The organism is Acidobacteriota bacterium, from assembly GCA_009838525.1.
GTDB lineage: Bacteria > Acidobacteriota > Vicinamibacteria > Vicinamibacterales > UBA8438 > VXRJ01.
On record VXRJ01000016.1, the window covers coordinates 186,454 to 211,506 of the forward strand.

Annotated in this window: 23 protein-coding genes; 13 read left to right on the plus strand and 10 right to left on the minus strand. The window is 68.2% G+C overall.

What is annotated here, in order from left to right; genetic code table 11:
- Nucleotides 1-14: 14 nt before the first annotated feature.
- The 4 genes from F4Y45_05665 to F4Y45_05680 are packed head-to-tail and all read left to right on the plus strand — an operon-like array spanning nt 15 to nt 5,566.
- The gene (locus tag F4Y45_05665) at nt 15-1,079 is read left to right on the plus strand and encodes a TAXI family TRAP transporter solute-binding subunit (GenBank protein MXY23994.1); all 1,065 of its coding nucleotides are present in this window, start codon (nt 15-17) and stop codon (nt 1,077-1,079) included.
- Entirely contained in the window at nt 1,067-3,100 is a 2,034-nt protein-coding gene (locus tag F4Y45_05670; protein MXY23995.1) for a TRAP transporter fused permease subunit, read from the plus strand. Before F4Y45_05665 ends, F4Y45_05670 begins: the two co-directional genes overlap by 13 nt.
- Before the next feature lie 20 nt (nt 3,101-3,120).
- The gene (locus F4Y45_05675; GenBank protein ID MXY23996.1) at nt 3,121-4,572 is read left to right on the plus strand and encodes a circularly permuted type 2 ATP-grasp protein; all 1,452 of its coding nucleotides are present in this window, start codon (nt 3,121-3,123) and stop codon (nt 4,570-4,572) included.
- Nucleotides 4,573-4,582: 10 nt separating this feature from the next.
- Complete coding sequence (locus F4Y45_05680) at nt 4,583-5,566, plus strand: alpha-E domain-containing protein (protein ID MXY23997.1); 984 nt, start codon at nt 4,583-4,585, stop codon at nt 5,564-5,566.
- 43 nt (nt 5,567-5,609) lie between these two features.
- Here the strand turns inward: F4Y45_05680 and F4Y45_05685 are convergent, their stop codons facing one another.
- From F4Y45_05685 to F4Y45_05700, 4 genes are all read right to left on the minus strand, one after another.
- Complete coding sequence (locus F4Y45_05685; GenBank protein MXY23998.1) at nt 5,610-5,948, minus strand: STAS domain-containing protein; 339 nt, start codon at nt 5,946-5,948, stop codon at nt 5,610-5,612.
- A gap of 48 nt (nt 5,949-5,996) precedes the next feature.
- A complete protein-coding gene (locus F4Y45_05690; GenBank protein MXY23999.1) occupies nt 5,997-6,428 on the minus strand; it encodes an ATP-binding protein in 432 nt (143 codons plus the stop codon).
- A 19-nt stretch (nt 6,429-6,447) separates the two neighbouring features.
- On the minus strand, nt 6,448-8,973 hold the full coding sequence (locus F4Y45_05695; protein ID MXY24000.1) for a SpoIIE family protein phosphatase: 2,526 nt from the start codon (nt 8,971-8,973) through the stop codon (nt 6,448-6,450).
- 95 nt (nt 8,974-9,068) lie between these two features.
- Nucleotides 9,069-9,842, minus strand: coding sequence for a nucleoside-binding protein (locus tag F4Y45_05700; protein ID MXY24001.1), 774 nt, complete (start codon nt 9,840-9,842; stop codon nt 9,069-9,071).
- Between the two features lie 162 nt (nt 9,843-10,004).
- On the opposite strand from F4Y45_05700, the gene F4Y45_05705 reads away from it, so the two are divergent.
- The 8 genes from F4Y45_05705 to F4Y45_05740 all read left to right on the plus strand — a co-directional run bounded on the left by F4Y45_05705 (nt 10,005) and on the right by F4Y45_05740 (nt 17,086).
- Nucleotides 10,005-11,162, plus strand: coding sequence for a Fic family protein (locus F4Y45_05705; protein ID MXY24002.1), 1,158 nt, complete (start codon nt 10,005-10,007; stop codon nt 11,160-11,162).
- A gap of 129 nt (nt 11,163-11,291) precedes the next feature.
- Nucleotides 11,292-12,086, plus strand: a complete 795-nt coding sequence (locus tag F4Y45_05710; protein MXY24003.1) for a hypothetical protein — start codon at nt 11,292-11,294, stop codon at nt 12,084-12,086.
- A gap of 299 nt (nt 12,087-12,385) precedes the next feature.
- Nucleotides 12,386-13,450, plus strand: coding sequence for an alpha/beta hydrolase (locus F4Y45_05715; protein MXY24004.1), 1,065 nt, complete (start codon nt 12,386-12,388; stop codon nt 13,448-13,450).
- Between the two features lie 81 nt (nt 13,451-13,531).
- On the plus strand, nt 13,532-14,536 hold the full coding sequence (locus tag F4Y45_05720; GenBank protein ID MXY24005.1) for a Fic family protein: 1,005 nt from the start codon (nt 13,532-13,534) through the stop codon (nt 14,534-14,536).
- Nucleotides 14,537-14,561: 25 nt separating this feature from the next.
- The gene (locus F4Y45_05725; protein MXY24006.1) at nt 14,562-14,816 is read left to right on the plus strand and encodes a type II toxin-antitoxin system Phd/YefM family antitoxin; all 255 of its coding nucleotides are present in this window, start codon (nt 14,562-14,564) and stop codon (nt 14,814-14,816) included.
- 65 nt (nt 14,817-14,881) lie between these two features.
- Nucleotides 14,882-15,565 carry a matrixin family metalloprotease gene (locus tag F4Y45_05730; protein ID MXY24007.1) on the plus strand — a complete coding sequence of 228 codons (684 nt, stop codon included), beginning with the start codon at nt 14,882-14,884 and terminating at the stop codon, nt 15,563-15,565.
- A 77-nt stretch (nt 15,566-15,642) separates the two neighbouring features.
- A complete protein-coding gene (locus F4Y45_05735; protein ID MXY24008.1) occupies nt 15,643-16,044 on the plus strand; it encodes an NIPSNAP family protein in 402 nt (133 codons plus the stop codon).
- A gap of 1 nt (nt 16,045) precedes the next feature.
- A complete protein-coding gene (locus tag F4Y45_05740) occupies nt 16,046-17,086 on the plus strand; it encodes a hypothetical protein (protein MXY24009.1) in 1,041 nt (346 codons plus the stop codon).
- A 20-nt stretch (nt 17,087-17,106) separates the two neighbouring features.
- Here F4Y45_05740 and F4Y45_05745 read toward each other — a convergent pair whose 3' ends face one another.
- From F4Y45_05745 to F4Y45_05755, 3 genes are all read right to left on the minus strand, one after another.
- Entirely contained in the window at nt 17,107-18,408 is a 1,302-nt protein-coding gene (locus F4Y45_05745) for a phosphopyruvate hydratase (GenBank protein ID MXY24010.1), read from the minus strand.
- 72 nt (nt 18,409-18,480) lie between these two features.
- Nucleotides 18,481-19,710, minus strand: a complete 1,230-nt coding sequence (locus F4Y45_05750) for a mandelate racemase/muconate lactonizing enzyme family protein (protein ID MXY24011.1) — start codon at nt 19,708-19,710, stop codon at nt 18,481-18,483.
- Between the two features lie 17 nt (nt 19,711-19,727).
- On the minus strand, nt 19,728-20,735 hold the full coding sequence (locus F4Y45_05755) for a DUF4159 domain-containing protein (GenBank protein ID MXY24012.1): 1,008 nt from the start codon (nt 20,733-20,735) through the stop codon (nt 19,728-19,730).
- 94 nt (nt 20,736-20,829) lie between these two features.
- Between F4Y45_05755 and F4Y45_05760 the strand changes: the two genes are divergently transcribed.
- A complete protein-coding gene (locus F4Y45_05760) occupies nt 20,830-22,314 on the plus strand; it encodes a hypothetical protein (GenBank protein MXY24013.1) in 1,485 nt (494 codons plus the stop codon).
- 24 nt (nt 22,315-22,338) lie between these two features.
- On the opposite strand, the gene F4Y45_05765 is transcribed toward F4Y45_05760, so the two are convergent.
- From F4Y45_05765 to F4Y45_05775, 3 genes are all read right to left on the minus strand, one after another.
- Nucleotides 22,339-23,286, minus strand: coding sequence for a hypothetical protein (locus F4Y45_05765; protein MXY24014.1), 948 nt, complete (start codon nt 23,284-23,286; stop codon nt 22,339-22,341).
- A 69-nt stretch (nt 23,287-23,355) separates the two neighbouring features.
- A complete protein-coding gene (locus tag F4Y45_05770; protein MXY24015.1) occupies nt 23,356-23,730 on the minus strand; it encodes a hypothetical protein in 375 nt (124 codons plus the stop codon).
- 142 nt (nt 23,731-23,872) lie between these two features.
- Nucleotides 23,873-25,039: a hypothetical protein gene (locus F4Y45_05775; GenBank protein ID MXY24016.1), complete on the minus strand. Its 1,167-nt coding sequence runs from the start codon at nt 25,037-25,039 to the stop codon at nt 23,873-23,875.
- Nucleotides 25,040-25,053: the final 14 nt, after the last annotated feature.

Consider the following 25,053-nt stretch of genomic DNA (forward strand, 5'->3'; position numbering starts at 1 on the left):
GCAGACGTAGTAGCATGAGCCGATCCACGATAGTTTTCAGGAGGCTGGTGTCCGTGCGCCGATCATTCCCTTTTGCCCGAATTCACCTTTCCGCCCGGATCCTGGGCGCGTTGCTTGCCCTGCTGGTTCCGCTCGCCGCGTGCGGCGGCGGCGGTGGCGACGGTGACGCCGGCGATTCGTCCGCGCCGTCCCGCCAGTTCCTCAGCCTGGGGTCCGCCCCGGCTGGCGGCGCCTTCTTCGTGGTCGGCAGCGCCCTGGCGGAGGTGGTGAACGAGACGGGCGCGTCGCTCGGCTACAACGTGACCGCCGAGGCGACCAGCGGATCGCAGGAGAACATCCGGCGGCTGGCCAGCGGCGAGCTCGACTTCGCGTTGTCGAACGCGGCGATCACCTACTTCGCCGTGCGCGGCAGCGAGGGCTGGGACCGCGCGTATTCGGCCCGGTCGGTAATGACCCTCGCACCGAACGTCGCGCTGTTCGTGACGCAGGCGGATTCCGGCATTTCCACCATCGACGATCTGCGCGACCGGCGCGTCACCGTGGGCCCGGCCGGGGCCGGGTTCGAGTACTTCGTGGGACCGCTGCTCGAGGCCCACGGCGTCACCTACGACGACTTCTCGCCGCTCAACGCGACGCAGCAGGCCGCCGTCGACATGCTGACCGACGGCTCCGCCGACGCGACCTTCCTGGGGGGAGCGGTGCCGACCGCGTCGATCACGCAGGCCGCCGCGTCGATGGAGATCACCTTCATCCCGTTCGGGGACGACGAGAAGCAGCGCCTGGTCGACGACTACCTCTTCTTCCGCCCGGCCACCATCCCGCCGGAGACCTACCGCGGCCAGACCGAGGCGTTCGACGGTCTCGACGTCGGCTCCATGCACCTCATCACGTCGGCCGAGGCTTCGGACGACCTCGTGTACAACGTCACGAGGCTGCTCTACGAGAACCGGGAGCTGGTCGTCGAGAAGCACGCGGCGGGCCGCGCCATCAACCCCGCCAACGTGGTGCGTGACACCGGGACGGAGTTCCATCCCGGCGCCATTCGCTTCTACCAGGAAGCCGGAATCTGGCCGCAGTAGGCCGCGCCGTGGCTCAGCCGCACACTCCCCGCGACTATCGCCTGCTGGCGAGCGGCGCACTGGGAGTGTTCCTGTGCGTCTTCACGCTGGTCGAGGTCAACTACCCGCTGCTGGCCCCGCAGAGCCGGCTGGCGCTCTTCGCGCTGGCGGGACTGGCCCTCTGCTTTCTGCAGGTCCCGATTCACTCGACCCTGAAGCAGCATCCGGCGGCCCGGGCCAGTGACATCGTCCTTGCGGCGCTCGCCGTCGGCTGCTGCGGCTACATCGTCGTCCAGACCGATCTTCTGTTCGAGGCCTGGTGGATCGACGGACAGGCGCTGGGCAACCGGGCCGGCTTCGAGACCACCCTGGACACCGCGATAGGCCTGGTCGGCCTGCTGCTGGTGATCGAAGCGGCCCGCCGGGCTCTCGGCCTGGCCCTGCCGCTTCTGGCCGGGGCGTTCATTCTCTACGCCCTGTTCGGCTCGGCGTTCCCCGACTGGCTGTTCCCCCACCGCGGCTACTCCGTGGAGCGCATCGTCGCGCAGACGTTCCTGCACAGCCAGGGCGTCTTCGGGGTGGCGCTGGGCGTGATGTTCACGTACGTGTTTCTCTTCGTCATCTTCGGCGCATTCCTCGAGGCGACCGGCGCCACACGGTTCATTGTCGACTTCGCGGAGCGGGTCTTCGGCCGAAGCTCGGGCGGCCCGGCGAAGGTGGCGGTCCTGAGCAGCGGCCTGATGGGCTCGCTCTCGGGCAGCGCCGTCGCGAACACCGCAACCACCGGGACGTTCACCATCCCGATGATGCGAAGCGCCGGCTTCCGGCCCGTAACGGCGGCCGGCGTGCAGGCCGCGGCCAGCTCCGGCGGGGCGCTGATGCCGCCCGTGATGGGAGCCGGCGCCTACATGATGCTGGAGATCGTCGAACCGCCGGTGACCTACCTGGAGGTCATTCGGGCGGCGCTCATACCGGCCCTCCTGTACTACCTGTCGCTGCTGCTCATCGTGCACTTCCACGCGAAACGGATGGCCGGTGCGACCGCCGGGGCGCGGGCCGACGCGGCGGGCGTCGGCGCTGGCGGCGGTGGCGGCGGCGACACCGCTGGCGGCGGTGGCAGCGGCGAAGAGAGCGAAGCGGACATCTCGCGGGCGGCCGGCATCGTGTTCGGCTCCGCCCTCGCCAGCCTCATCGTGTTCCTGTTACTCGGCTACACGGCGTTCCGGGCCGTGACGCTCTCCCTGGCCGCGATCGTCGTCGTCAGCAGCCTGAGCCGCGAAACCCGACTCGACTGGCGCGGCACCCTGACGAGCCTCGCGAACGCGGCGCGGGGCGTCGTGCCCCTCGTGGCGGCGGCCGCCTGCGTCGGCATCATCATCGGCATCGTCACCCTGACCGGCGTCGGCACCCGCCTCCCCGCGACCATCATTCCGCTGGCGGAACAGAGCCTGTTCCTGGCCCTGGTGCTGATCATGGTCTCGTCGATCATTCTCGGCATGGGGCTGCCGTCGGCGGTCTGCTACCTGCTGATGGCGACGCTGATCGGTCCGGTGCTGGGCGACCTCGGCGTCATCCCGCTCGCCGCCCACCTGTTCATCTTCTACTTCGGGATGATGTCGATGGTGACCCCGCCCGTGGCGCTGGCGGCGTACGCCGCGTCGTCGATCGCCAATACGCGCATCATGCCAACCGCGTTCGCGGCATTCCGGTTCGCGCTGGTCGGCTTCACGCTTCCCTACATGTTCATCTACCGGCCGGAGCTGCTCATGCTGACCACCTCCGGCGAGGCGGCGGGCTGGCTGGAAATGCTGCTTCCGGTCGCCATCGCCACCCTCGGCGTCGGCTGCTTCGCGGCCGGCATCGCCGGACAACTGCGCGCGCCGCTCGGCCTCGCGCTCCGCCTGGCGGTGTTCGTCGCGGCGGCCCTGCTGCTGGCGCCCGGGCCGGCGGCGACCCTGGCGGGCGTTGCGGTGCCGGTGTTCGATCTGGCCGGCGTCGCCCTGTTCGGCGTGGTGCTCGCGCTGAACCGTCCGGCCGCGTGATATCGTCGGCTGGGGTCTTGATGGACTTCGACGCGTACGACCTCGACGACGACATCTACGACGAGATGTTCGAGCCGGGCGGTGCGCCGCGTCCGCACCACCACTCCCTGCACGACGCGATTGCCCGCCTGTCGACCCAGGAGTTGACCGACGTGCAGGAGCGCGTGACGCGCTCGTTCCTCCAGGAAGGGATTACGTTCACCGTCTACGGCGACACGGAGGCGGAAGAGCGGATCATCCCCGTCGACTGCCTGCCGCGCATCCTGTCGGCGGCCGAATGGCAGGAGATCGAAATCGGCCTCACGCAGCGCATCCTGGCCCTGAACCGGTTTCTGGCCGACGTGTATGGAGACCGGCGCATCATCGCGGACGGCGCGGTACCGGCCGACATCGTCGACGACTGCCCGCAGTACCGGCCGGAAATGCGCGGCGCGACACCGCCCTGCGACACGTGGGTCGCGGTCTGCGGCACCGACATCGTCCGGACCAATGACGGATTCGTGGTGCTGGAAGACAACCTGCGTGTGCCGTCCGGCGTGTCCTACATGATCGCGAACCGGAAGGCGGTCAAGTCGAACCTGCGCCGCCTGTACCGCCGCTGCAACGTCCGGGAGGTCGAGAACTACGGCCAACTGCTGCGGGACACGCTGGTTGAGCTGGCCCCGGAGGGCCGTTCCGATCCGTCCATCGCGCTGCTGACGCCCGGCATCTACAACGCGGCGTACTACGAGCATCTGTTCCTGGCGCGCGAGATCGGGGCCGAACTGGTCGAAGGCCGGGACCTGCTCGTCCGCGACGGTCATGTCTACAGGCGGACGACGGAAGGGTTGAGCCGCGTCGACGTGATCTACCGCCGGGTGGACGACGACTTCATCGATCCGGATGTCTTCCGGCCCGATTCGCTGCTGGGCGTGCCCGGCCTGTTGCAGGCCTACCGGCTGGGGAACGTCGCTCTGGCGAACGCGCCGGGAACCGGCGTCGCCGACGACAAGAGCGTGTATGCCTACGTGCCCGACATGATCCGCTACTACCTGTCGGAGGAACCGATCCTCGCCAACGTTCCGACGAGGCTCTGTCGCCGACCGGAGGATCTCGAGTACGCGCTGGACAACCTCGATCGGCTCATCGTCAAGCGGGTGGGCGAGTCGGGCGGCTACGGGATGCTGGTGGGCCCGCACGCGTCGCCGGCGGAGCGGAACGAGTATGCGAAGGGCATGCGCGCGAATCCCGCGGACTTCATCGCGCAGCCGGTCCTTTCGCTCTCCCGCGCCCCCTGTCTGATAGACGAGCAGATCGAGCCCCGCCACGTCGACCTGCGGCCATTCGTACTGCGGGGGCGAACGACCCGGATCGTCCCCGGCGCTTTCTGCCGGGTGGCGCTCCGGCGCGGCGGGATCGTCGTCAACTCCAGTCAGGGCGGCGGCGGCAAGGATGTCTGGGTGATCGACGGCGACGTCAGCGCCGCGCAGTGAGACCCGCCTGATGCTGTCACGCAGCGCCGAAGGGCTCTACTGGACCGGCCGCTACCTGGAGCGAACCGACCATCTCTGCCGCCTGCTGCGGGTGCAGGTGGAAACTCTGGTCGACCGTCCGGTGCGTGAAATCCACTTCGGGTGGCGGCGGATCTACGCGTCCCTCGGCCGCCTGCCGCCCGGCGCGAACGTGGCTCTCGGCGGCGCCGATGACGACCTCACCCTGGCCGACGCCTACACGCTTGCGGACCACCTGACGTTCGAACGGACGAATCCCGATTCCGTCCGGAACGGCTTCTCGATGGCGCGCGAAAACGCGCGGCAGATGCGCCACTGCATCAGCGCCGAGTTCTGGACCACGTTCAATCTGGCGTGGCTCCGCTTCAAGTCGCGGCGCATCGAGGAGATCTGGAAGACCGCGCCCGAGACGTTCTACACGGAAGTGTCGCGCGACATCGACACGCTCGGCGGCGTCGCCGCCACGACGATGTACCGCGACGAAGGTTGGCGCTTCCTCGAGCTGGGCCGCTACACGGAACGGGCGATGCTGATGCTCGCCCTGGTGCTTGCCCACCTGGCGATCTGGCGCCGGCAGGCCGGCGAGAGCGTGCGGGCCGACGACTCGTGGTCGAGCCTGCTGCGCGTCTGTCAGGCCGTCGACGCCTATCGGCGGCGCCACGGCGTGGAGGTTCGGCCGGCGCGGGTCATCGACCTGCTGGTGAACGACCCGCGGCTGCCCCGGTCGCTCTGCCACTCGTTCGCGATGACGGTCGCCGAGCTGCAGGCCCTGCCGATCGGTCCGGGGCCCATGGCCGACGCACGGCGCCTCGCCTCGCAGATGGGCACGGCCCTCCGGAACGACTGGCCGGCCGGATCCAGCCTGGACGCGCGGGAAGCCTGCCTGCGCACGCTCCAGGCGCGGTTCCTGACGTTGCACGGCCTCGTGATGGCCGCCTACGTTGGGTACGACGCCGACGGGGCTCCGGTTCGATGAACCGGCCGGTTCGTTGAACTGGCCGGTTCGCTGAACCGGACGATCAGACGGTGTCGCTCGCTTCCGAGCGCGATCCCTTGATCGGGATGATCTGGTCGAAACCGCTGATCCGGAACACCTCTTCGATGTGATCCTTCATCTCGCACAGGACCAGCTTGCCGCTGCTCGCCTGCAGCTTCTTGGCGGCGATCAGCAGTACGCGCATTCCGGAGCTGCTGATGAACGTCAGACGGCTGAAGTCGACGATAAGCGCCTGTTCACCCCCGCTGATGCGTTCCATCACGATCGACTCGAACGAGCGGGCGTTTGCACTGTCCAAACGTCCGACCGGCAGGAGTACCAGCGCCGAACCATCCCGTTCCTCTGCCACTTCAATGTTCATCAATCCATCCTCGGAACCCGTTCGGCAACGGCGCGGTCGGTTTCCTGGCTATTCCGACGCCCGCTGCAAGTCATGTTCGAGTGTCAGGCAGTTCTGGCCATCCACGTATTCGTAGTGGATCCGGTTGGCGAAGCTCTTCACCAGGTGCAGCCCCAGTCCACCGATCCGGCGATCCTCGAGCGAGGAATCCAAATCCGGGTCGGTGTCGGCCGTCGGATCGAACGGTGCTCCGTTGTCCTTGACCGTCAGCTTCAGGCTGTTGCCTTCCACCAACAGACCGATGTCGATGTGGGGATCCCCAACGCCAGTGAACCCGTGCATCACGGAATTGGTTATCAACTCGTCCAGAGCCAGATTGATGACGAACACGGTCGGCTCCGGCAGCCCGCGGGCGTCGCCGTACTCCTCCACCCGGCGTGACAGTGCCTGTAACTCGGTCACGCGAGGCATTATCGAAACCTGAAGCGCGTCGTCAGGCATCCGCAAATCCTAGCACGACTTACCGGCGCTTGATTACGAGGCAGGTCATGTCGTCGACGACGGGCGCGCCAGCCGAGAAATCCGCTATGCGCCGCCAGACGTGGTCGATCAGCGCTTCGGGGGCAAGGGCGGCCGCTTCGATGAACGTCTGGTCGAGACGCTCCTTGCCGTAGAGTTCGCCCTCGAGATTCACCGCGTCGGTCAGGCCGTCGGTGAAGAGGAAGAGCGTCTCGCCCGGCTGCAGGGCGATGCGGCGGCTGTCGTAGTCCATGCCGTCCATCACGCCCATCGCGAGACCGCCGGTCGCCTCGACCATCCGGCATTCGCCGTCCGCGCCGACGACCACCGGCGAGTCGTGGCCGGCGCAGACGTAGTCGACCGTGTGGGCCTGCAGATCGACGAGGGCGACAACGCCGGTCACGAAGAAGCCCATCGGATTCTGGGCGCACAGCCGATCGTTCGCTTCAACGACGACCGCCCCGATGTCCGTGTGCATGGAGGACGCCGTCCTGAGGGCGGAATGGGCCGCCGCCATGAAGAGGGACGCCGCCACCCCCTTGCCCGAAACGTCGCCGAGGATCAGACAGAAGCGGTTGTCGGACAGCTCGACCATGTCGACGAGATCGCCTCCTACCGCCTGGGCCGGCGTCATGCGCGCGCAGGCGAAGAAGTCGCTCAACTCGACGTTGCCTTCCCGCACGAGCGCGTGCTGCACGACCTTCGCCATCTCGAGGTCCTGCTCCATCGCGTCCTGGGCGAGCTGCAACTGCTGGTTGCTCGTCTGCAGTTCCTGCGTCCGCTCGGAGACGAGCGTCTCGAGCTGCTCCTCACGCATGAAGACCTGCACCGTCATGTCGTTGAAAACACGCGCAAGACTCCCCAGCTCGTCCTGCCGTTGGACCACCTGGCTCATCGCGGCCGGGTCGGGCTCCCGTCCCGATTCCACGTCGCGCGCCGCGTCCGCAATCACTTCGATCGGACGGGTAAGCCAGCGCGTTCCCCAGAGCGCTCCCGCGCCGGCGCCACCCAGCAGTACGAGGGCTATCAACGTCGTGCTCACCACCTCGGCGAACACGGTTTCCACGATCTCGTCCAGATTGACGGCGACCGCGAGGGCGCCGATCGGGATCCCTCCCGCGTTGATGATCGGCGAGGCGACCCACAGGCCGCGCTCGGCCGGCGCCAGCAGCGACAGGCTCGCCTCGCTCACCACGCGGCCTTCGTCCATCGCCCGCGCCACGACCGCTTCCGCGTTCCGGCTGTAGACGGCGCGCGCGTCGGTGATTTCCCCGTCGGTCGGCATTCCCGGACGCGGCGCGGCGGCCGCGATATCGCGGTCGAGGTTGACTACCCAGAGCGCCTCCAGGTTGCGCGAGCGAACCAGCACGTCCGCCTCGCTCTGGTAGACCGAATAGAGAAGGTTGCCGGCGCTTCCTTCGATGGGGATGCCGACCTGCACGAACTGCGGCGTGTCGCGCCCGGCGAGGGTGACGTACTTGAATATGGCGTCGTCGGCGGCTCGCGGCGCCGCCGGATGCTCGACGACCCGTTCCGTGCCGTCACGCAAGGACGCCAGCTCCGAGTCGTGCGGCAGCGGACCCTCGGCCAGCGCGGCGGGCAGGCTCGAGTACCGGATGGCGCCCCCGGCGTCGGTCACGCGGATCTCGCCGATGACGGTCGTGTCGACGATACGCCGCAACCGCTCCTCCACGTCGCCGCGGTCCCACCCCGCCAGCCCGGCGGCATACGTGAAACGGTCGAGGATGGTGGCCTGGGCGACCATCTGCTGGCCCAGGATTCCCTCAATGACCGCGGAAACGTCGGCGCGCTGCGAGGCGTAGACGTTGGTGAGAATCTCCTGCTCGCCGAAGTTGAGCGCGTTGCCGACCTGCACGATCCGCGGCTTGTCGACGCCACCTACCCCGACGTACTTGAAGACCTGCTGATCGATCTCGCGCACCTGAGCGGGCTGGGTGATGACGTCGGTGCCGTCGAGCGGCGAAGCGAGCAGGACGTAGAACTTCGACGCCTGCGGCTGCACGGTCGGGTCGGGGTCGAAGGCGAACGGGACGAGCCCGCCTTCCTCGTCGCGCACGTTGGTCAGGTAGGAGTAAGCCGATTCGTCGGTGATCCAGAACTCGTCGAGCACCGTCGTGCCGACGATGCTGTCGAGCAATCCAATGACTTCCGGCGGCGACATCCCGGCCGCCTCGGCGGCCGCCACCATGTTCGCGGCAAGGCGCGCCTGGGCCGTCATCTGGCCGTCCAGCGTCGCATCGAGCGTGCGGGCCACGTTGGCGAGGGAGATCTCGCCGATCTCGGCAAAGCTCGCCGCCAGCAGCTCCGACAGATTGACCGCGTTCGCTTCCGCCTCCGCCCGGAGGGCGACAGCCGTGTTGTAGAGCTGGGTCGTCGACGTGGCGGTAATCGTGATCGCGAGCAGGAGCGCCGCCGCGAGGAAGCCGCGCACGGCAAGCCTCAGGCGCGGAGAACTCGTTTCCGCCGTAATCGGCGCCGTCGCCGTACCTACCGCCACGTCACTCATCAAGTCGCCCCTGCGACAGGCATTCAACTAACTATATTGGATCGCGCCTGGCTGCGACGCCGTCCTGCTCGCGGCCGAACCCGCCGGGGCTGGCGCTACATCCGCCATACCGCGAGGAACTGCACGGTGTTTTCGTCCGCCGCCGCACCCAGCTTGTTCCGCCAGTACTGATACTCGACGCCGATGAAGATCTGGTTTGCGGCGGGCTCGCCGCCGATGGCGTTCCCCAGGTCCCAGACGAACTGCGGCTGGGCCAGGAGCCAGCCGTTCTGGTTGCGGTTGAAGGGCACGTCCTCCGTGATGGTGGTCGCGCCGATGTACTCCGCGTGCCCCATGAAGTTAAACGACTGATTGCCGATGGTGAAGATGGAGAGCCAGTTGACGTCGAACATGTAGCTGTTGTTCGTTCTGGGCGCGCCACCGCTCGCAATGCCCGAGTTGCCATCGATGAACGCCGTGATGTCGGTGTTCAGGAAGATGAAGCCGGGGACATTCCAGGAAAGCCGGACCCCCGGCAGCCACTTGAGGAAGTTCGCATCGGCGTCGATGTTGATGCCGCCGATCAAGGCAACGTCCCGGAGCGGGCCGGCGCCCACGGTGGAACCCGAAACCTTGGAGAAGCTCAGCGTGGGGTACCACTCCGTGTAGATCTCCGTCTCGTTGAAACCGTCGATGCCGGCGTCCTCGATGATGTCGGCGAAGAAGAAACTGTCGCCTCCCTTCCAGGTGGACGCCTGCTGCAGGGTGAGGATCTGCGTCCTCGCGATGGTCCCCTCCGGCGATGCGAACGGGTTGACCAGCCGTCCGAACTGGTAGTGGAACTCCGTCTGCGCCGACGCCGCGCTCGCGGTCGCCAGCACCAGCGCCATCACTACCGTGGCCCATCGGAGAATAGTCATGTCGTCGTTGCCCTCCGGGATCGCCAGATTCTATGTGTTAAAATCTGACGGTTTTGCCCTTAATATGCAGAGCGATTTTCGATAGCCATACCATAGGCTTGGCTTAAGTATTTTAATAAGGAGTCCGTTCCTATGCAACGTGATGCGACCGGCGGCTACGCCGTCGTGCAGGTCGAAGGGGAGGAAGTCCGGGCGTTCGTTCCCGATCCGCTGCCTCCCGCGCCCCCGCTGGCGATCGACGGCGGGGTTCCGCGGGCGCTGGAAGCCGCGGCGGCGGCGCTTGGCCGGCTCGACGCCTTCGGCGCTGCCGCCCACCCGGACGCGGCTGCCCTCGGCTACGCCTGCGTCCGGCAGGAAGCGATCGGCTCGTCGCGCATAGAGGGCATCGACGTCCCCCTGGAGGCCCTGCTGAGGGTCGAGGTGGACGGCCCGTCGTCGACGACCGGCGATGACGTGCTCGAGGTGGCGAACCATGTCCGCGCCATCGAGCAGGGCCTCGGCCAGTTGCGGCAGGACCGGGCGGTCTCGAACCGGCTGCTTCGCGAGCTGCACGCGGTGCTGCTCGACAGCCCGCGCGGCCAGAGGAAGATGCCGGGCGCGTTTCGGCGGGCGCAGAACTGGATCGGCGGGCCGCATCCCCTGAGCGCGCGCTACGTGCCGCCGCCGCCGGCGGAAGTAGAGAACTGCATGGCGGCGCTCGAACGCTTCGTCCATGCCGCCGACGACCGCCTGCCGCTGCTCGCGCGGACGGCCCTCGCGCACGCGCAGTTCGAGTCGATCCACCCGTTCCTGGACGGCAACGGCCGGGTGGGACGCCTGCTCGTCACGTTGATGCTGCGCGACCTTGGCCTGCTGCGCGAGGCGGTCCTGCCGATCAGCGCGTTTCTCTACCGCCATCGGATGGCGTACTACGACCTGCTGAACACGGTGACCGCAACGGGCAACTGGGAAGACTGGCTCGAGTACTTCCTCGAGGGCGTGCGCGCCGCGGCCGATGGCACGGTCGCGCTCGCCGGACGGATGGCGGAGCTCTTCGCGGCGGATCGGCGACGAATCGACGACGTGGGCCGCCGCATGCGGTCGGCCGCACGCGTGCACCAGGCCCTGATGGCGCAGCCGGTCGTCTCGATCCCGGTCCTCCGGCAGAAGGCGGGGATCTCCTTCCCCGCCGCCGCGAATGCGATCGAGCGGTTGACCGAGATGGGAATCACACGCCAGATCAGCGCCGGTGCGCGCAACCGCATATTTGCCTACGAGGCCTACCTGAAGCTCCTCGGCGAAACCGACTGACCCCGCCAGCGCGCGCGCTGGCTTCACTACGGTGCGCCGACCGTACGGTGCGCCGGCCTCCAGGCCGGCATCTTCGTGCGGTGCGCCGGCCTCCAGGCCGGCATTTCGGCGGGCTCGGCCACGGCGCATATGATAGGAGCCATGCGGGGCGGCAGGTCGTCGCGCCTGGTCAGCCGGGCGCCTCGACCCTCTCGATGCTACGCGGCGTTTCACCACGGGCTGCTCGCCGTTGCGATCGCGTTCGGCTTCCTCTGGCCGTCCCCCTTTGCGCCGCCCGCCATCGCGCCGCTCGCCGCGTCGTCGGGATCCCAGGCAGGGCCCGCGGTGGCCGATCTGCCCCCGGCGATCCCCATCTTCCCGCTCGACGACATCATGCTCTTCCCGCACGCGTCGCGGCCGCTTCACATCTTCGAGCCGCGCTACCGCCAGATGGTGGCCGACGCCCTCGAAGGCAACCGCATCATCGGAATGGTCATGCTTCGGCCCGGCTACGAAGGCGAGTACGAGGGCAACCCGCCGATCTACGAGATCGGCACCGCGGGCGTCATCGCCAACGTCGAAGAGCTGGCCGACGGCCGCTACAACATCGTGTTGCGCGGCATCACGAAGTTCCGCGTTGCGTCCGAGGACCAGAGCCGGCCGTACCGGATGGCCGACGTCGTGGCGATCCCGGAACCCGTCGGCGACGACGAGCGCGACCCGCTGCGACGGCACCGGCCGCTCCTGCTGGAGCTGCTGGCCCTCGATGACCCGGACGCCACCCCGACACCCGATGAGCTGCCGGACGCGGCGCTCGTCGACGGACTCGCCCAGTTCCTCGGCATGAGCCGTTTCGACCGGATGGACCTGTTGCGCCAGAGCGGTTCGCTGGCGCGCGCCGACGCCCTCGTCGCGATGCTCGGCCGGGGCGAGCTGTCGCGGTGAGAACGGGTCGTTCATCCCCACTGAGAGGTACCGACATGACCGGATCCGACCATTCCGTTACCCTCCCGGCCGCGCCTGCCGCAGGCTCGGCCACGACCGCCACCGGCCTGACGCGGCGCGACGTACTGCGCGGCGCGGGCGCGCTGCTGGGCGGCGCGGCGCTGCACTCGACGGTCCCGGCCCGCGCACGGGCATCGGCGGAAGCGGCGGCGCAGACCGACCCGGTCGGCCCGTACGACCCGAGCGTCCTGCCCGACGGCGTCCGCTCGCGCTTCGTCGCCGGTGTCCACGGGCTCGACATGCACCTGCTCGAAGCGGGATACGACGCCGCGAACCGCCGGCCGCTCCTGCTTCTCCTGCACGGCTTTCCCGAGCTCGCCTACAGTTGGCGCCATGTCCTCGTTCCCCTCGCGGAGGCGGGATACCACGTGGTCGCACCGGATCAGCGAGGCTACGGCCGAACCACCGGCTGGGATCCCGACTACGACGGCGACCTCCGGTCCTACCGCCGGCTGAATGCGGTCCGCGACGCGCTCGCGCTCGTCTCGGCCCTCGGCTACCGGTCGGTCGATGCCGTGTTCGGCCATGACTTCGGATCGCCGGTCGCCGCGTGGTGCGCCGTCACACGTCCCGATATCTTCCGCGCCGTCGCACTGATGAGCGCGCCGTTCGGCGGCACCCCGAGCTTTCCGTTCGACACCGCCGACAACCCGCAGCAGCCGGCTCCGGCCGAACCGGACATCCACGCCGAGATGACGCGCCTTTCGCGCCCGCGCAAGCACTACCAGCGCTACTACACGACGCGCGAGGCGAACAACGACATGTGGCGCGCGCCGCAGGGAATCCACGACTTCCTCCGTGCCTACTACCACCACAAGAGCGCGGACTGGGAGGAAAACCGTCCGTACCGTCTGGCCGGATGGACCGCCGCCGAAGTGGCGAAGATGCCCACCTACTACATCATGGACCTCGACGAGACGATGGCCGAGACCGTCGCCAAGGAGATGCCGACGCCGGCCGAGATCGCCGCCAACACCTGGCTGCCGGACCGCGAGCTGCGCGTCTACAGCGAGGAGTTCGGCCGGACCGGCTTCCAGGGCGGCCTGCAGTGGTATCGCTCGGGCGTCTTCTCGGAAGAGCTGCGCACCTTCGCCGGACGCACCATCGACATCCCGTCGATGTTCATCGCCGGCAGCAGCGACTGGGGCGCGTACCAGCGGCCCGGCTCGCTCGAGCGGATGCAGGAGTCGGCCTGCACCGACATGCGGGGGGTGCATTTCATCGACGGCGCCGGCCACTGGGTGCAACAGGAGCAGCCGGAGGAAACCGCGCGGCTGCTGATTGACTTCCTGCGTGACGCGTAGTTGCGGTAACGCGGCGGGCCTGCCGACGCCGGGGCTCTTCGAGAAGCTGGGGATATGACGGAACCCACTCTCAGGAGTCGCATGAACGAACAACCGCCATACTCGATCACGCCGGGCATGCTGTCCCGCGTCGCGCAGATCGGCGAAGCGATCGGCCGCGCCGAGGCGTCCGGCGTCTCCCAAGACTTGCGGCTGCGGCGCATCAACCGCATCCGCACCATCCAGGGTTCGCTGGCCATTGAGGGCAACGTCCTCAGCGAGGAGCAGGTCGCCACCATTCTCGACGGCAAGCCGGTCATCGCCCCGCCACGGGACGTGCAGGAGGCCCGCAACGCCATCGAGGCGTACGAGCAGTTCGACGGGTGGAACCCGGCCAGCGAAACCGACCTGCTCCGCGCCCACGGGGTTCTTATGGCCGGCCTGCTGGACGCGCCGGGTCACTATCGCCGCGGCGGCGTGGCCGTGATGGGGCAGGATCGAATCCACCACGTCGGCCCGCCCGCCGGGCGCGTGCCGCAACTCATGGCCGGTCTGTTGGCGTGGCTCGGCAGCACCGGCGAGCATCCCCTGGTGGCAAGCTCCGTCTTCCACTACGAGTTCGAGTTCATTCATCCGTTTGAGGACGGCAACGGACGCCTGGGACGCCTTTGGCAGACGCTCATCCTGACCCGCTGGAAGCCGCTGTTCGCCCATGTGCCGGTCGAGAGCCTTGTCCGTGACCGGCAAGGTGATTACTACCAGGCCATCAGGCGGAGTTCGGAGGCGGGCGCGAGCACAGCGTTCATCACGTTCATGCTGGACGTGATCTTCGCGGCCGTCCAGACCCCCCAAGACACCCCACATGAAACCCCCCAAGTAAAGCGCCTCCTGTCCGTGCTGGCCGGGGAGATGTCCCTGCGGGAGATTCTGCACGCGCTTGAGCTCCGCGACCGCAAGTGGATGCGGGAGCGCTACCTGTTACCGGCACTACAGTGCGGGTACGTCGAGATGACCCGCTCGGACGCGCCGAGAGCCAGGAATCAGAGGTATCGCCTGACCGCGCTGGGGCGGCAGGTTCGGTCCGAGGGCCCGTGGAATCAGACTTGACAAGAACTGGACAGTAGAGGCCCATATGACGGAATGGTCGTTGCAGGATGCAAAAAACCGGTTCAGCGCCGTCGTCAAGGCTGCGCGCTCGGGGGAACCCCAGCGGGTGACCCGCCGGGGCAAGCCGGCGGTGGTGGTGCTGGCAGTGGAGGAGTACGAGCGCCTGCGTCATCTGGAGCGGGCCAAGGCTCCTACGCTTGCGGAGCTGCTGCTTGCGATCCCGCGTGATGGCGGGGAATTCGAGCGCATTCGATTGCCTGCCCGACCGGTTGACATCTGATGTTCCTAATCGACACGGACGTGCCGTCGGCACCTTGATCGCGGCGACGGTGATCCGAATACCATGTGAACATCATCAAGTACTTTGTTCTCGCACTGCTCTGCGTGCTTCACCCGGGGTCCGTCAGTTTGCCCGCGGCCGCCGCCGCGGCGCCGAACGGGCAGGCGGAGCACCGCGTGGTCATCCTCGCCTACGACACGAACGACGTCCGGCTGCCGATGGCGCTCGACGCCATCAGGTTCTGGAACGAGGTGGCGGAGGAGCTGGAGCTGCCGCTTCGCCTGACCGAGGAGCTCCGGATCGGCACGCCCATCATGCGTCCCCTCGAGAACTACGCCCGGTCGATCTCCCAGCGCGCGGGCCGCCTGCGGGGCGGACCGAACGAGCCGGACGCGCCCGAGGAGGTGACCGATCTGGACGCCGAAGCGGTGCTGCTGCTGTCGCGCCAGGACCTGATGTCGTTCGCCTGGCCGGTGCCGCGCCACCCGGGACGCTACTTCGTGGCGATCGAGGAGGACGCCACCGCGATGGCCTTCAATCCGAACATCGCGCGCAACATCCTCGCCCACGAACTCGGACACACCCTCGGTTTGCGGCACAACCGGAACCCGACGACCCTGATGTGCGGGCCGTGCCAGACCGGCGGGCTGGCGAAGGACCGGCCCCAGTACATGCGCCTGACCGAAGCCGACCGCGAACGCCTCATAGAGCGCTACGCTTCCGGGGAGGAACCGGCCGGGCTAGAATGAACGGCTTCCACCGGAAGGTTTCACCAGAAGGAGTTGCCACGATGATGACCCGCAACACGCTCGTCGCCCTCGGCCTCATGGTGTTTGGCCTCGGTTTCGCGGCCGGGCAGTTCGCCGACTTCGAACCTGTCGCCTCGGCGCAGGGAGAGAAGATCTTCGAGATGCGCACCTACACGTCGCATCCGGGGCGGCTCGACGCCCTGAACGCGCGGTTCCGCAACCACACGACGCGGATCTTCGAGAAGCACGGCATGACCAACGTCGGCTACTGGACGCCGCAGGAAGCGCCGCTCTCGGAGAACACGCTCGTGTACATCCTGGCCCACGACAGCCGCGACGCGGCGCAGGCGAGCTGGGATGCGTTCCGGGCGGACCCGGAGTGGTCGCAGGTCGCCGAGGAATCGCAGCGCGACGGCCGCATCGTGCAGGGCGTCGACGTGCTCTGGCTCGAGGCGACCGACTACTCGTTGATCAAGTAGCTTGAAGAGCACTCTCGGCCCAGCGCTGCTCTGCGTGGCATTGCTCGGGACGATTGCGGCGGCCCAGCAAGTGGCCGACGCGCCACCGCCGGTGGCGGCGCGCAACGACGTGGCGCGACCGCTGGGGCCGGAAGACGAAGTGCTGATGCTGCGCCACCAGTACCTCGCTCGCGGGACCCACGAGATGTACTACCGGGCAAGCGCCTACGGCGTGTGGCCCTGGTTCGAGCAGATCGGCGCCCGTATCGTGGGGCAGTGGCAGGTGGTTCATCCCGACGGCGGCGCCGGCCATCCGGAGTTCGACGAAGGCTACCGCCTGGCCCGCTACGCCAGTTTCGAGCACTGGCAACAGACCCGCGGTCCGGCCTCGAACGCACTGGGCGGCAACGGTCCGAACCGCCTGCGGAACAACGAGGCGTTGCGAATCCGGCAGACGTTCGCGCGCGGATCGGAGGGCGGCTACTTCCTGCAGGGGCTGACCGCCACGACGCGGCCGCGCTACCTGCCGGGCGTCTCCGGCGAAGCGTACGAACAGATCGACGCCGGGGCCGCGGCCGATCCGGCGGACGAGCTGATCGCCGTGCGCCGCGACGCCGATCGCGGGGCGGGCCGGGAATTGATAACCCTGACCTACCGGCGCATCCGCGCAGGGTCATTCCGCGGCCTGCTCGACGGCACGGTGTCCGCGGTCTGGCCCTTCGAGGAGAAGCTGGGCGCCCGCCCGATGGGACAGTGGCAGGTCCTGCATCCCGAGGGCGCCGCGAGCCGCACCGAGCCCAGCGGCAGCCACGACGAGATGATCACGATGACCCGCTATGCCGGCTATGACCACTATCTCGCCCTGCAGCCCGGGCGGGCGGTGCTGATGGGGGGCAACGGCCCCGACTGGCAGGCGTGGCGGGATGCCGCCAGGGCCATCGAGTCGGCAACCCTCGAGAGCCGCGTGGAGTTTCTCGAGGGCTACTTCCACGACACGCCACCGACCTACATGCCGCCGTTGCCGGAGCGCTACCGGCGGTCGGACGCGCCCGCCGCCCGCTAGCGCGCCCGTTCCGGCGACGGTCAGAGCACCGACTGATTGAAGCCGCCGATCCCGGCGTAGGTGCATTCTCCCGCCAGGTCGTGCTCGATCCGGAGCAGGCGGTTGAACTTCGCGGTCCGTTCGCCGCGGCAGCCGGAGCCCGTCTTGATGTGCCCGCAGCGGGTCGCCACGGCGAGGTCGGCGATGAACGTGTCCTCGGTTTCGCCCGAGCGGTGCGACATGTAAGCGCCGTAGCCGTGCTCCTGGGCGAGGCGGACGGTCTGGAGCGTCTCGGTGACGGTGCCGATCTGGTTCAGCTTCACCAGGATCGAGTTGGCGACGTTCTTGTCGATCGCCTCCCGCAGGATGGCCGGGTTCGTGCAGAGGAGGTCGTCGCCCACGAGCTCGATGCGCGGCCCGAGCGACTCCGTCAACTGCGCCCAGCCTTCCCAGTCGTTCTCCGCGAGCGCATCCTCGATCAGGACGATCGGATAGCGGTCGATCCAGGAACGCCACAGATCGATCATCTCGGTCGTGCTCCGCACCGACTGATCCGACTTGAACGCGACGTAACCGCCGTCACGCCACATTTCGCTCGTCGCGGGGTCGAGGCAGATCGCGATATCGGCGCCGGGACGGTAGCCGGCGGCCTCGATGGCTCGGAGAATCAGCTCGACCGCCTCTTCGTTGCTTGCCAGGTCGGGCGCGAATCCGCCCTCGTCGCCGATGCCGGTCGACTTGCCGTCCGTCTTCAGGAGCGCGCGGAGGGCATGGAACGTCTCGATCCCCATCTGCAGCGCCTCGGCAAAGGTGGGCGCGTTGTGCGGCGCGATCTTGAACTCCTGGAAATCGACGGTGTTGTCGGCGTGGCGGCCGCCGTTGATCACGTTGAGGCACGGAACCGGCAATACCGCCCCGTCGCTGTCGGTGCCGCCGTGGAGGCCCTGCAGGTGCCGATACAGCGGCACTCCCACCGACGCCGCCTCGGCCCGGGCCGCCGCCATCGAGACGCCCAGCATCGCATTCGCGCCCAGCCGCGCCTTGTTCGGCGTCCCGTCGAGCTGAATCATCCGCCGGTCGAGCCCTTCCTGATCCGCCGCGTCGAAGCCCTTGAGTGCGTCCGCGATCTCCCCGTTGACGTTGGCGACGGCCCGGCGCACGCCCTTGCCGCCGTAGCGGCCGCCGCCGTCGCGCAACTCGGCCGCCTCGCGTTCGCCGGTCGAAGCGCCCGAGGGGACGCGCGCCTCGGCGACGGCGCCGTCTTCGAGGTGGACTCGCGCCTCCACCGTCGGGTTGCCGCGGGAGTCGATTACTTCGAGAGCGTCAATCGCACGGATCTTCATCGCCGCCGTTTGCTCCTTCTGGTTGCCGGCGGGTCGCCGCCGGTCGGGGCCGGGGGAGGCGCCGCCGCGCCGCTACCCATGCTCGCGGGCGAGCGCGTCGTTCAACGTGATGCCGAAGCCGGGGCCGTCAGGCACGCGCAGGATGCCCGCCTCGAACCGCTCGGGGGGATCCAGCAGGTCGCCGCGCCAGTCGGCTTCGTTCCACTGGTACTCCAGGATGTCGAAATTGGACATGCCGGCGCAGGCGTGCGCCGACACCATCGTGCTGACCGGTCCGCTCGGGTTGTGAGGCGAAACCAGCACCCCGTGGAGTTCCGCCACGGTGGCGATCCCCGCCATTTCGGCGAGTCCGCCGCAGTGCTTGACGTCCGGCATGATGATGTCGACCGCGCCCTCGCGGCAGAGCGGCTCGAACCCTTCGACGCCAAAGAGGAACTCGCCGCCCGCCATCGTCTGGCGAATGCCCTCCTTGATCGCCTTCGTGCTCGCCACGTCGGTCGGCGGGACCGGTTCCTCGTACCACGACAGTTGCTGCGGCTCGAGCCGGCGGGCCACCTCGATGGCCAGGGGCACGTCGAAGAAACTGTGGACGTCGATCTTCAGGTCGACGTCCGGACCGATCGCCTCCCGCATCGCTTCGATGCAGGCAATCCCCAGTTCGGTCGCCGCCTCGACGTCGGCCGCCGGCCCGTCGAGGGGAGGGAAGCCGTCGAACGGGGCGGCCTTGATCGCGCGGAAGCCGTCGGCCGCCGCCTGGCGCGCGTTCGCGGCGAATCCCTCCGGCGTCCGATCCGACGTCGCCCGGTTGATGTTGGCGTAGGCCGGCAGGTCGTGACGAAGGGCGCCGCCGGTCAGGTCGTAGACCGGCGCGCCGAGCGCCCTCCCGACAAGGTCCCACTGCGCCTGCTCGATCGCGCTGAACGCGGTCGCCTGCACCCGGTCGCCGCCCGCCGCCATTGCCCGGCCGTTCTGCCGGTACCGCTCGATCTCGAACGGCGAGCGGTCGCGCACGAGGTCGAAATACGCGGCCAGCTCGGGCATCTCGGTCCGGCGTCCCATCGACGCTTCGCCCAGGCCGGTCATGCCGTCATTGGTCGACAGGCGCACGAAGATCCAGGCGGTTCGTCCGGTTGCGCGGACGACAATCGTCTCCATCCCGGTGATCCGCACCCCCAGCTCCGCCTGACCGAGGGGCAGCCGTACCGGCGCCGCGGCGGGCCTCACCGCAGCGGCGGTCGTCGCGACACCGGCGAACGCCGGAAGCGCGGCAAGAAACGTGCGCCGCCCGCAGGGCGTGATCATCGGAATCTGAACGCCGTTCAGTGGCTCATCGAGTAGAGCAGGACGTTGATGCCGAGACCGTAGCCGTCCGGCGAGAACTGTTCGAAGAACCGCGGGTCGTCGGACTCCCGTTCCCACGCGTCCGCCACATCCGTGTTGTGCGTCATCACCACCAGGAAGCGGTCGTTCTTGTCCGTGATTGCCCGGAAGTGGGCGACGTCACTGTCGCGGCCGCGCTCGGACGTGGTCCGTCCGCCGGAGCGGTACCAGAACTGGATGGAGGTGATCTGCGGCACCTTCTCCACGTGCGTCAACGCCCGGAATACCGGGTGGTCCATCGGAACGTCGCGGATCGGGTACTGCGCCGGCGGGAGCACGCGGCTGATCTCGCTCACCCAATGGTCCCACGCGCGCGGACCCCAGAAGTCATCCACCCAGAGGAAGCCGCCCTTGAGCAGATAGTCGCGCAGGCCCGCCGCTTCCTCGCCGCTCAGGCCGATGGTCCCGACATCGGCCGCCATGACGAACGGACAGTTGAACAGCTCGGGGTCCGTCAGCCGGACGACCCAGTGGTTAGGCTCGCCACGGTTGTCGGTGCTGATCTCGGTCGACGTCAGATCTTCCAGCCGGTGCATCAGGTTGATGCCGGCGAACGGGTAGTCGGTCGACCACCCCATGCCGAGCGCTTCGTAGCGCACCTGGTCGTACATCAACTTGCAGAAGGTGAAGCCCCGGTCCGGCATCGACTCGGGCGGAAAACGGGCGGGCAGGTTCCCCTCGCCCACGCCCCAGCCCCACTGCGCCGATCCGACCGCGAGAAGGCCGGTGAAGAGGAACGCGACGACCAACAGGACAACACGACGCGCCACGGCACCCTGAGCATACCCCAGCTTTCGGGCGGCGCACGCGTCCGGGGACGGCGGGAGCGTATGATCTGGAAACCCGATGGCGGGGAACTGCGGAAGGGACGGAAGAGCGATGCACAAGATGAGCCGATCGACGGGATGGACCGGGCTCCAGGCCGTGCTGCTGGCCGGAGCCGTCATGCTGGCGGCGCCGCCGGCGCTGGCGCAGCACGATCACGGCGGCGCCGGCGACACTTCGGCCGGGAGCGATCTTCCGGAGAGCTTCAGTGAGCCGATGCGGCTTTACGACGTCTCCGTCCGCGGCCCGCACGCGCATCCGATCTCGACCACCAATCCGGAGGCGCAGGCGTACTTCGACCAGGGTTTCGCACTCATGTACGCCTTCGCCAAGGAGGAAGCGACCCGCTCGTTCCGCGAGGCGTGGAAGCGCGACCCGGAATGCGCCATCTGCTACTGGGGCGAAGCGTGGTCGTGGGGCTCGTACCTGAACGGTCCGATGCGGACGTTCGAGGCGCCGCACGCCTACGCGGCAACCCAGGAGGCGGTCAAGCGGATGGACGGCGCGAGCCCGAAGGAGAGGGCCTACATCGAGGCGCTGACGCACCGCTATGTGGAGGATTTCGACCCGGAGACGCGGCGCGAACAGGACGAGGCGTACGCCGAGGCGATGCGCCAGGTGGCCGAGCAGTACCCGGACGACCTGGATGCGGTGACGCTGTACGCCGACGCACTGTTCCTGCTCGAGCCGCGCCGCGGCCTGCGCGACCTCAACGATCCGAACGTACAGCGGCTGCACGGGGTGCTCGAAAGCGTGCTTGCCCGGGACATCCGCCATCCCGGCGCGTGCCACCTCTACATTCACGCCACCGAGTCGACCGTGGATCCCGGCCTCGCGTCCGGCTGCGCGGAGCATCTCGGCAGCGGGATTCCGGGCGCCAGCCACATCAACCACATGCCGTCGCACACCTGGAACGAGATTGGCCGCTGGGCGGACGGCGTGCGCTCGAACCTCGACGCCTGGCATTCCGATCTGAAGGCGGAGCACAACGAGGGGATCGCCATCTACCCCAGCCACAACCTCCACATGCTGCTGTTCGCGGCGTCGATGGACGGCCAAGGGGCAATCGCGGCGCAGGCCGGGAAGGACTACACGAAGCTGACGGAAGACAGCGTCTACGAGGTGCTGACGCTGCTCCGCTTCGGCCGGTTCGACGAGGTGCTCGAAGTGACCGACCGCCCCGAGCAGGAGGCCTCGGGCGGGCTCTGGGACTTCGCGCAGGGCTATGCCCACCTGCGCGCCGGCGAGGCGGACTTCGCGCGGGTCTACCTCGACCGGGTGACGGCGCTCGCCGAGAAGACCACCGCGCGGTTCCGCTTCGATGAGGCTCGGCTACTGCTCCAGACGGTGGGCGGAATCCTGGAGGGCGAGCTGCAGCGCGCCGACGGCGATCTCCGCGCGGCGATCGACACGTTCCAGCGGGCGGTCGAGGTGGAAGATCAACTGGAGTACTCGGAGCCGGAGCCGCTGCCGTTCGCCGCGCGGCACTGGCTCGGCGCCGCGCTGATCGAGGCCGAGCGGTACGCCGACGCGGAGCAGGTCTACCGCGACGAGCTCGAGGACCATCCGAACAACGGCTGGTCGCTGTTCGGCCTGATGACGGCCCTCCAGAAACAGGGGAAACCGACCGCGGAGGTCGAGGCGCAGTTCAACGAGAGCTGGGCGCGCTCCGACACCTGGATTCCGGCGTCGCGGTTCTAGCCAGGTGAATGCCGGCGTGGACTCCTAGAACCCGAGGGCCCCGCCGCCGAAGCCGAAGCCCAGGCCGAATCCGACGATTCGTGATGCCGCCGTGTTCCGGCCGGCCACCATCTGACCGAAGAAGGCGTTGAGGCTGACCGTATCCGTCACGTTGGCGAGCAGCCGCCCCGCCACCAGGTGGCGATCCTCCTCCAGACCGGGGAAGCGGCTTGGCGAGAAGCCCGGGCCGCCGATGTCGAGGCCAGACATGGCGTTGACCATCTGGTAGTCGGCGCCAATCGTGACGGCGCCGCCGACCGGGATGAAGAGACCGAGGTTCAGGAACATCTCCGCCGGAATGTCGACACGCTCACTCCCGCCGGAGGCTCCCACCGCCTGCGGGTTGACTTCCGTGCTCGTCCGGGCTCGGTAGCCGACTTCCGCCGAGAAGCCCGCCGCATCCGCGAATCTACCGATGATCAGCGACGTCTCGACGCCGTTGCCCCCGTCGCCAATCGAGTTGATATAGCCGGTGTCGTAGGGGCCGGCGGCGATGGCGCCGATCCGCAGGGCCACGCTCGGCGCGTCGCTGATCAGCTCGTCGACGACCCGCCAGGTGATGGCGATGTTGGAATCGTACAGGCCGCTGTAGCTCTCCTGGCCGCCTGACGGGCCGACTCCCCCGGCCACGAAGCTCCGGGCGAAGGCCGACTGCACATCGATGGCCACGGCATCCGTGAATGCGTAGTTGACGCCGAACCACACGGTGTTCTGCGCAAGATTCGCGTTGGTCGCGGCGAGCGGCCCCTGGACCTTCGTGGTCTCGCGAAAGAACTCCTTCGCGTTCTGATTGACGTACGTGATGCTGAAGGTGCCCGTTCCGGGCTCCGCGAGCCACGGCGTCCCCTGCGCGAACGCGGGGGAGACGAGCGCGAGCCCAAGTAGTGCCGTGATGGCGGGAATGTTCAGCAGGAGGCGGAAGTATCTGGACATTGTGTGCACTTCTCTCGACGTTTTCTCAACCACTGGTTTCGGCCTGGGGGGCAATCGGAACGGTCCCGGCTACAACTTGAAGCGGCGGCTGAGGAAGTAGTGCACCAGCTCCATCCGGAGATTGCACTCCTCGCCCTGCACCGCCCCGCCGCCGCACACCGCCGTCACTGCCTCGTCGTCGGCGGATCCGGTTGTGTTGCCGTCGAAGACCGCCACCAGGCTGGCCGTCAGGCTCACCGCCCGGTCCCGGTCGAGGTCGCCCCTCTGGACCGGGCAGGAATCGCAGACCAGAAGGTCGAACGTCAGGGCCTTGCCCTGCGAGTACGCGGCGCGCGGGCTCACCTTGCCGGCGCCGGTACCGATGGAACCGGACGCTTCCGCCGAACCGTGGACCAGGGCCACACCGGCCACCAAAAGTACAGCTAGAACGAAGTAACGCTTCATGCGGTTCTCTCCAATTAGGGGGAAGCAGTCATACCCAACGGTTAAGCTTACCCCACATAAATGTATGGCTGCCAGCAGTCGGGGCCAATCGCTGCGGCCACCGTGACTACTCCCGCAAAACGTCGGGTACTACCCGCCCCGCTCAGCGGACGAGGCGGCCATCGCGGACCCAAACCTCGTCGCCGACCGTGACCGTCGTATCGGTGAAGAAGTTCCAGCGGACGTAGCCACCGGTTACGGTTCCGCCCAGCTCGGAGTTGTCGCCGAGTGAGAGGCGCACGATGCCGGCGCCATATCCGTAGTAGGGGATCCACGGGTTGCGCTCCGGCACCGCCAGCAGCGGGTTGAAGCCAAGCGCGAACTCCCGGAACGCCCGCGCCTGCTCCGGAACGCCGGCCAGTTCCGCCTCCGCCGCATCCTGGCCCGACTCGGCGGCGACACCAGCGACCCGGCCATTCTCGATACGCACCGTGAGCCCGGTTACCGGCCGGCCGTCCCATTGCGACGGCGGGAAGGCGATGGTCCCGTTGACGCTTTCCTCGATGGGCGCAACGCGGATGGCCCCGGACGGCAACTCGATCTCGCGGTCGATCAGGATCACCCCCTGGTCGGTCCGTTCCTTCGACGCGTTGCCGTCGCCGAAGTTCACCGGCCGGTCGCCGATGCGAAACCGGATGTCGGTGCCGAGCGGCGACGTCACGCGCACGTCCGCCCCGCGCATCGCGTCGACGAAGCGCCGCTGGGACGCCGCGAGCGCGGCGTAGTCGGTCTCGAGTAGCGCCCGCTGGTAAGTGGCGTCGACTACGGCCTGGCCCGGCATCGGCTGCCCCGGGATCGGGAACGCGCTGCCGTTCTGGGTCCAGTGGAAATGGATGGTCCGGCCGATCCCCTCGTGCAGCAGATCCTGCAGTGCGGCGTAAACGGCATGGTCGGGCCGAGCCCCCGGCAGCATGATCGCGCCGTCGAAGTCGCGCAGCATTTCCCGGTACACGGCGCGAGCGGCGTCGCGGTTCCGCGCCAGGAGATCGCCGTCCCACCCGGTCGGATGCGGTTCCTCAATGACGTCGATCACACCCAGGTCAATCGCGCCGGCGCGCATGAGCGCGTAACGGAGCGGCGGGATCAGCTCGTCGAACTGGCCGGGCCGGGCGACGAGGAGGATCTTCTCTCCCGGGGCCGGCGCGAGGCGCCGAACGAGCTGCTCGGCCATCGCCTCCCAGTCCATTGTGAGGCGCGGCTGGGCGAGTAGCGGCGCCACGCTCAGCAGCGTCGCGGCGACGATGACGGCGGTGCGCGCGATGCTGCGCATGAAGAGGCTCCGCC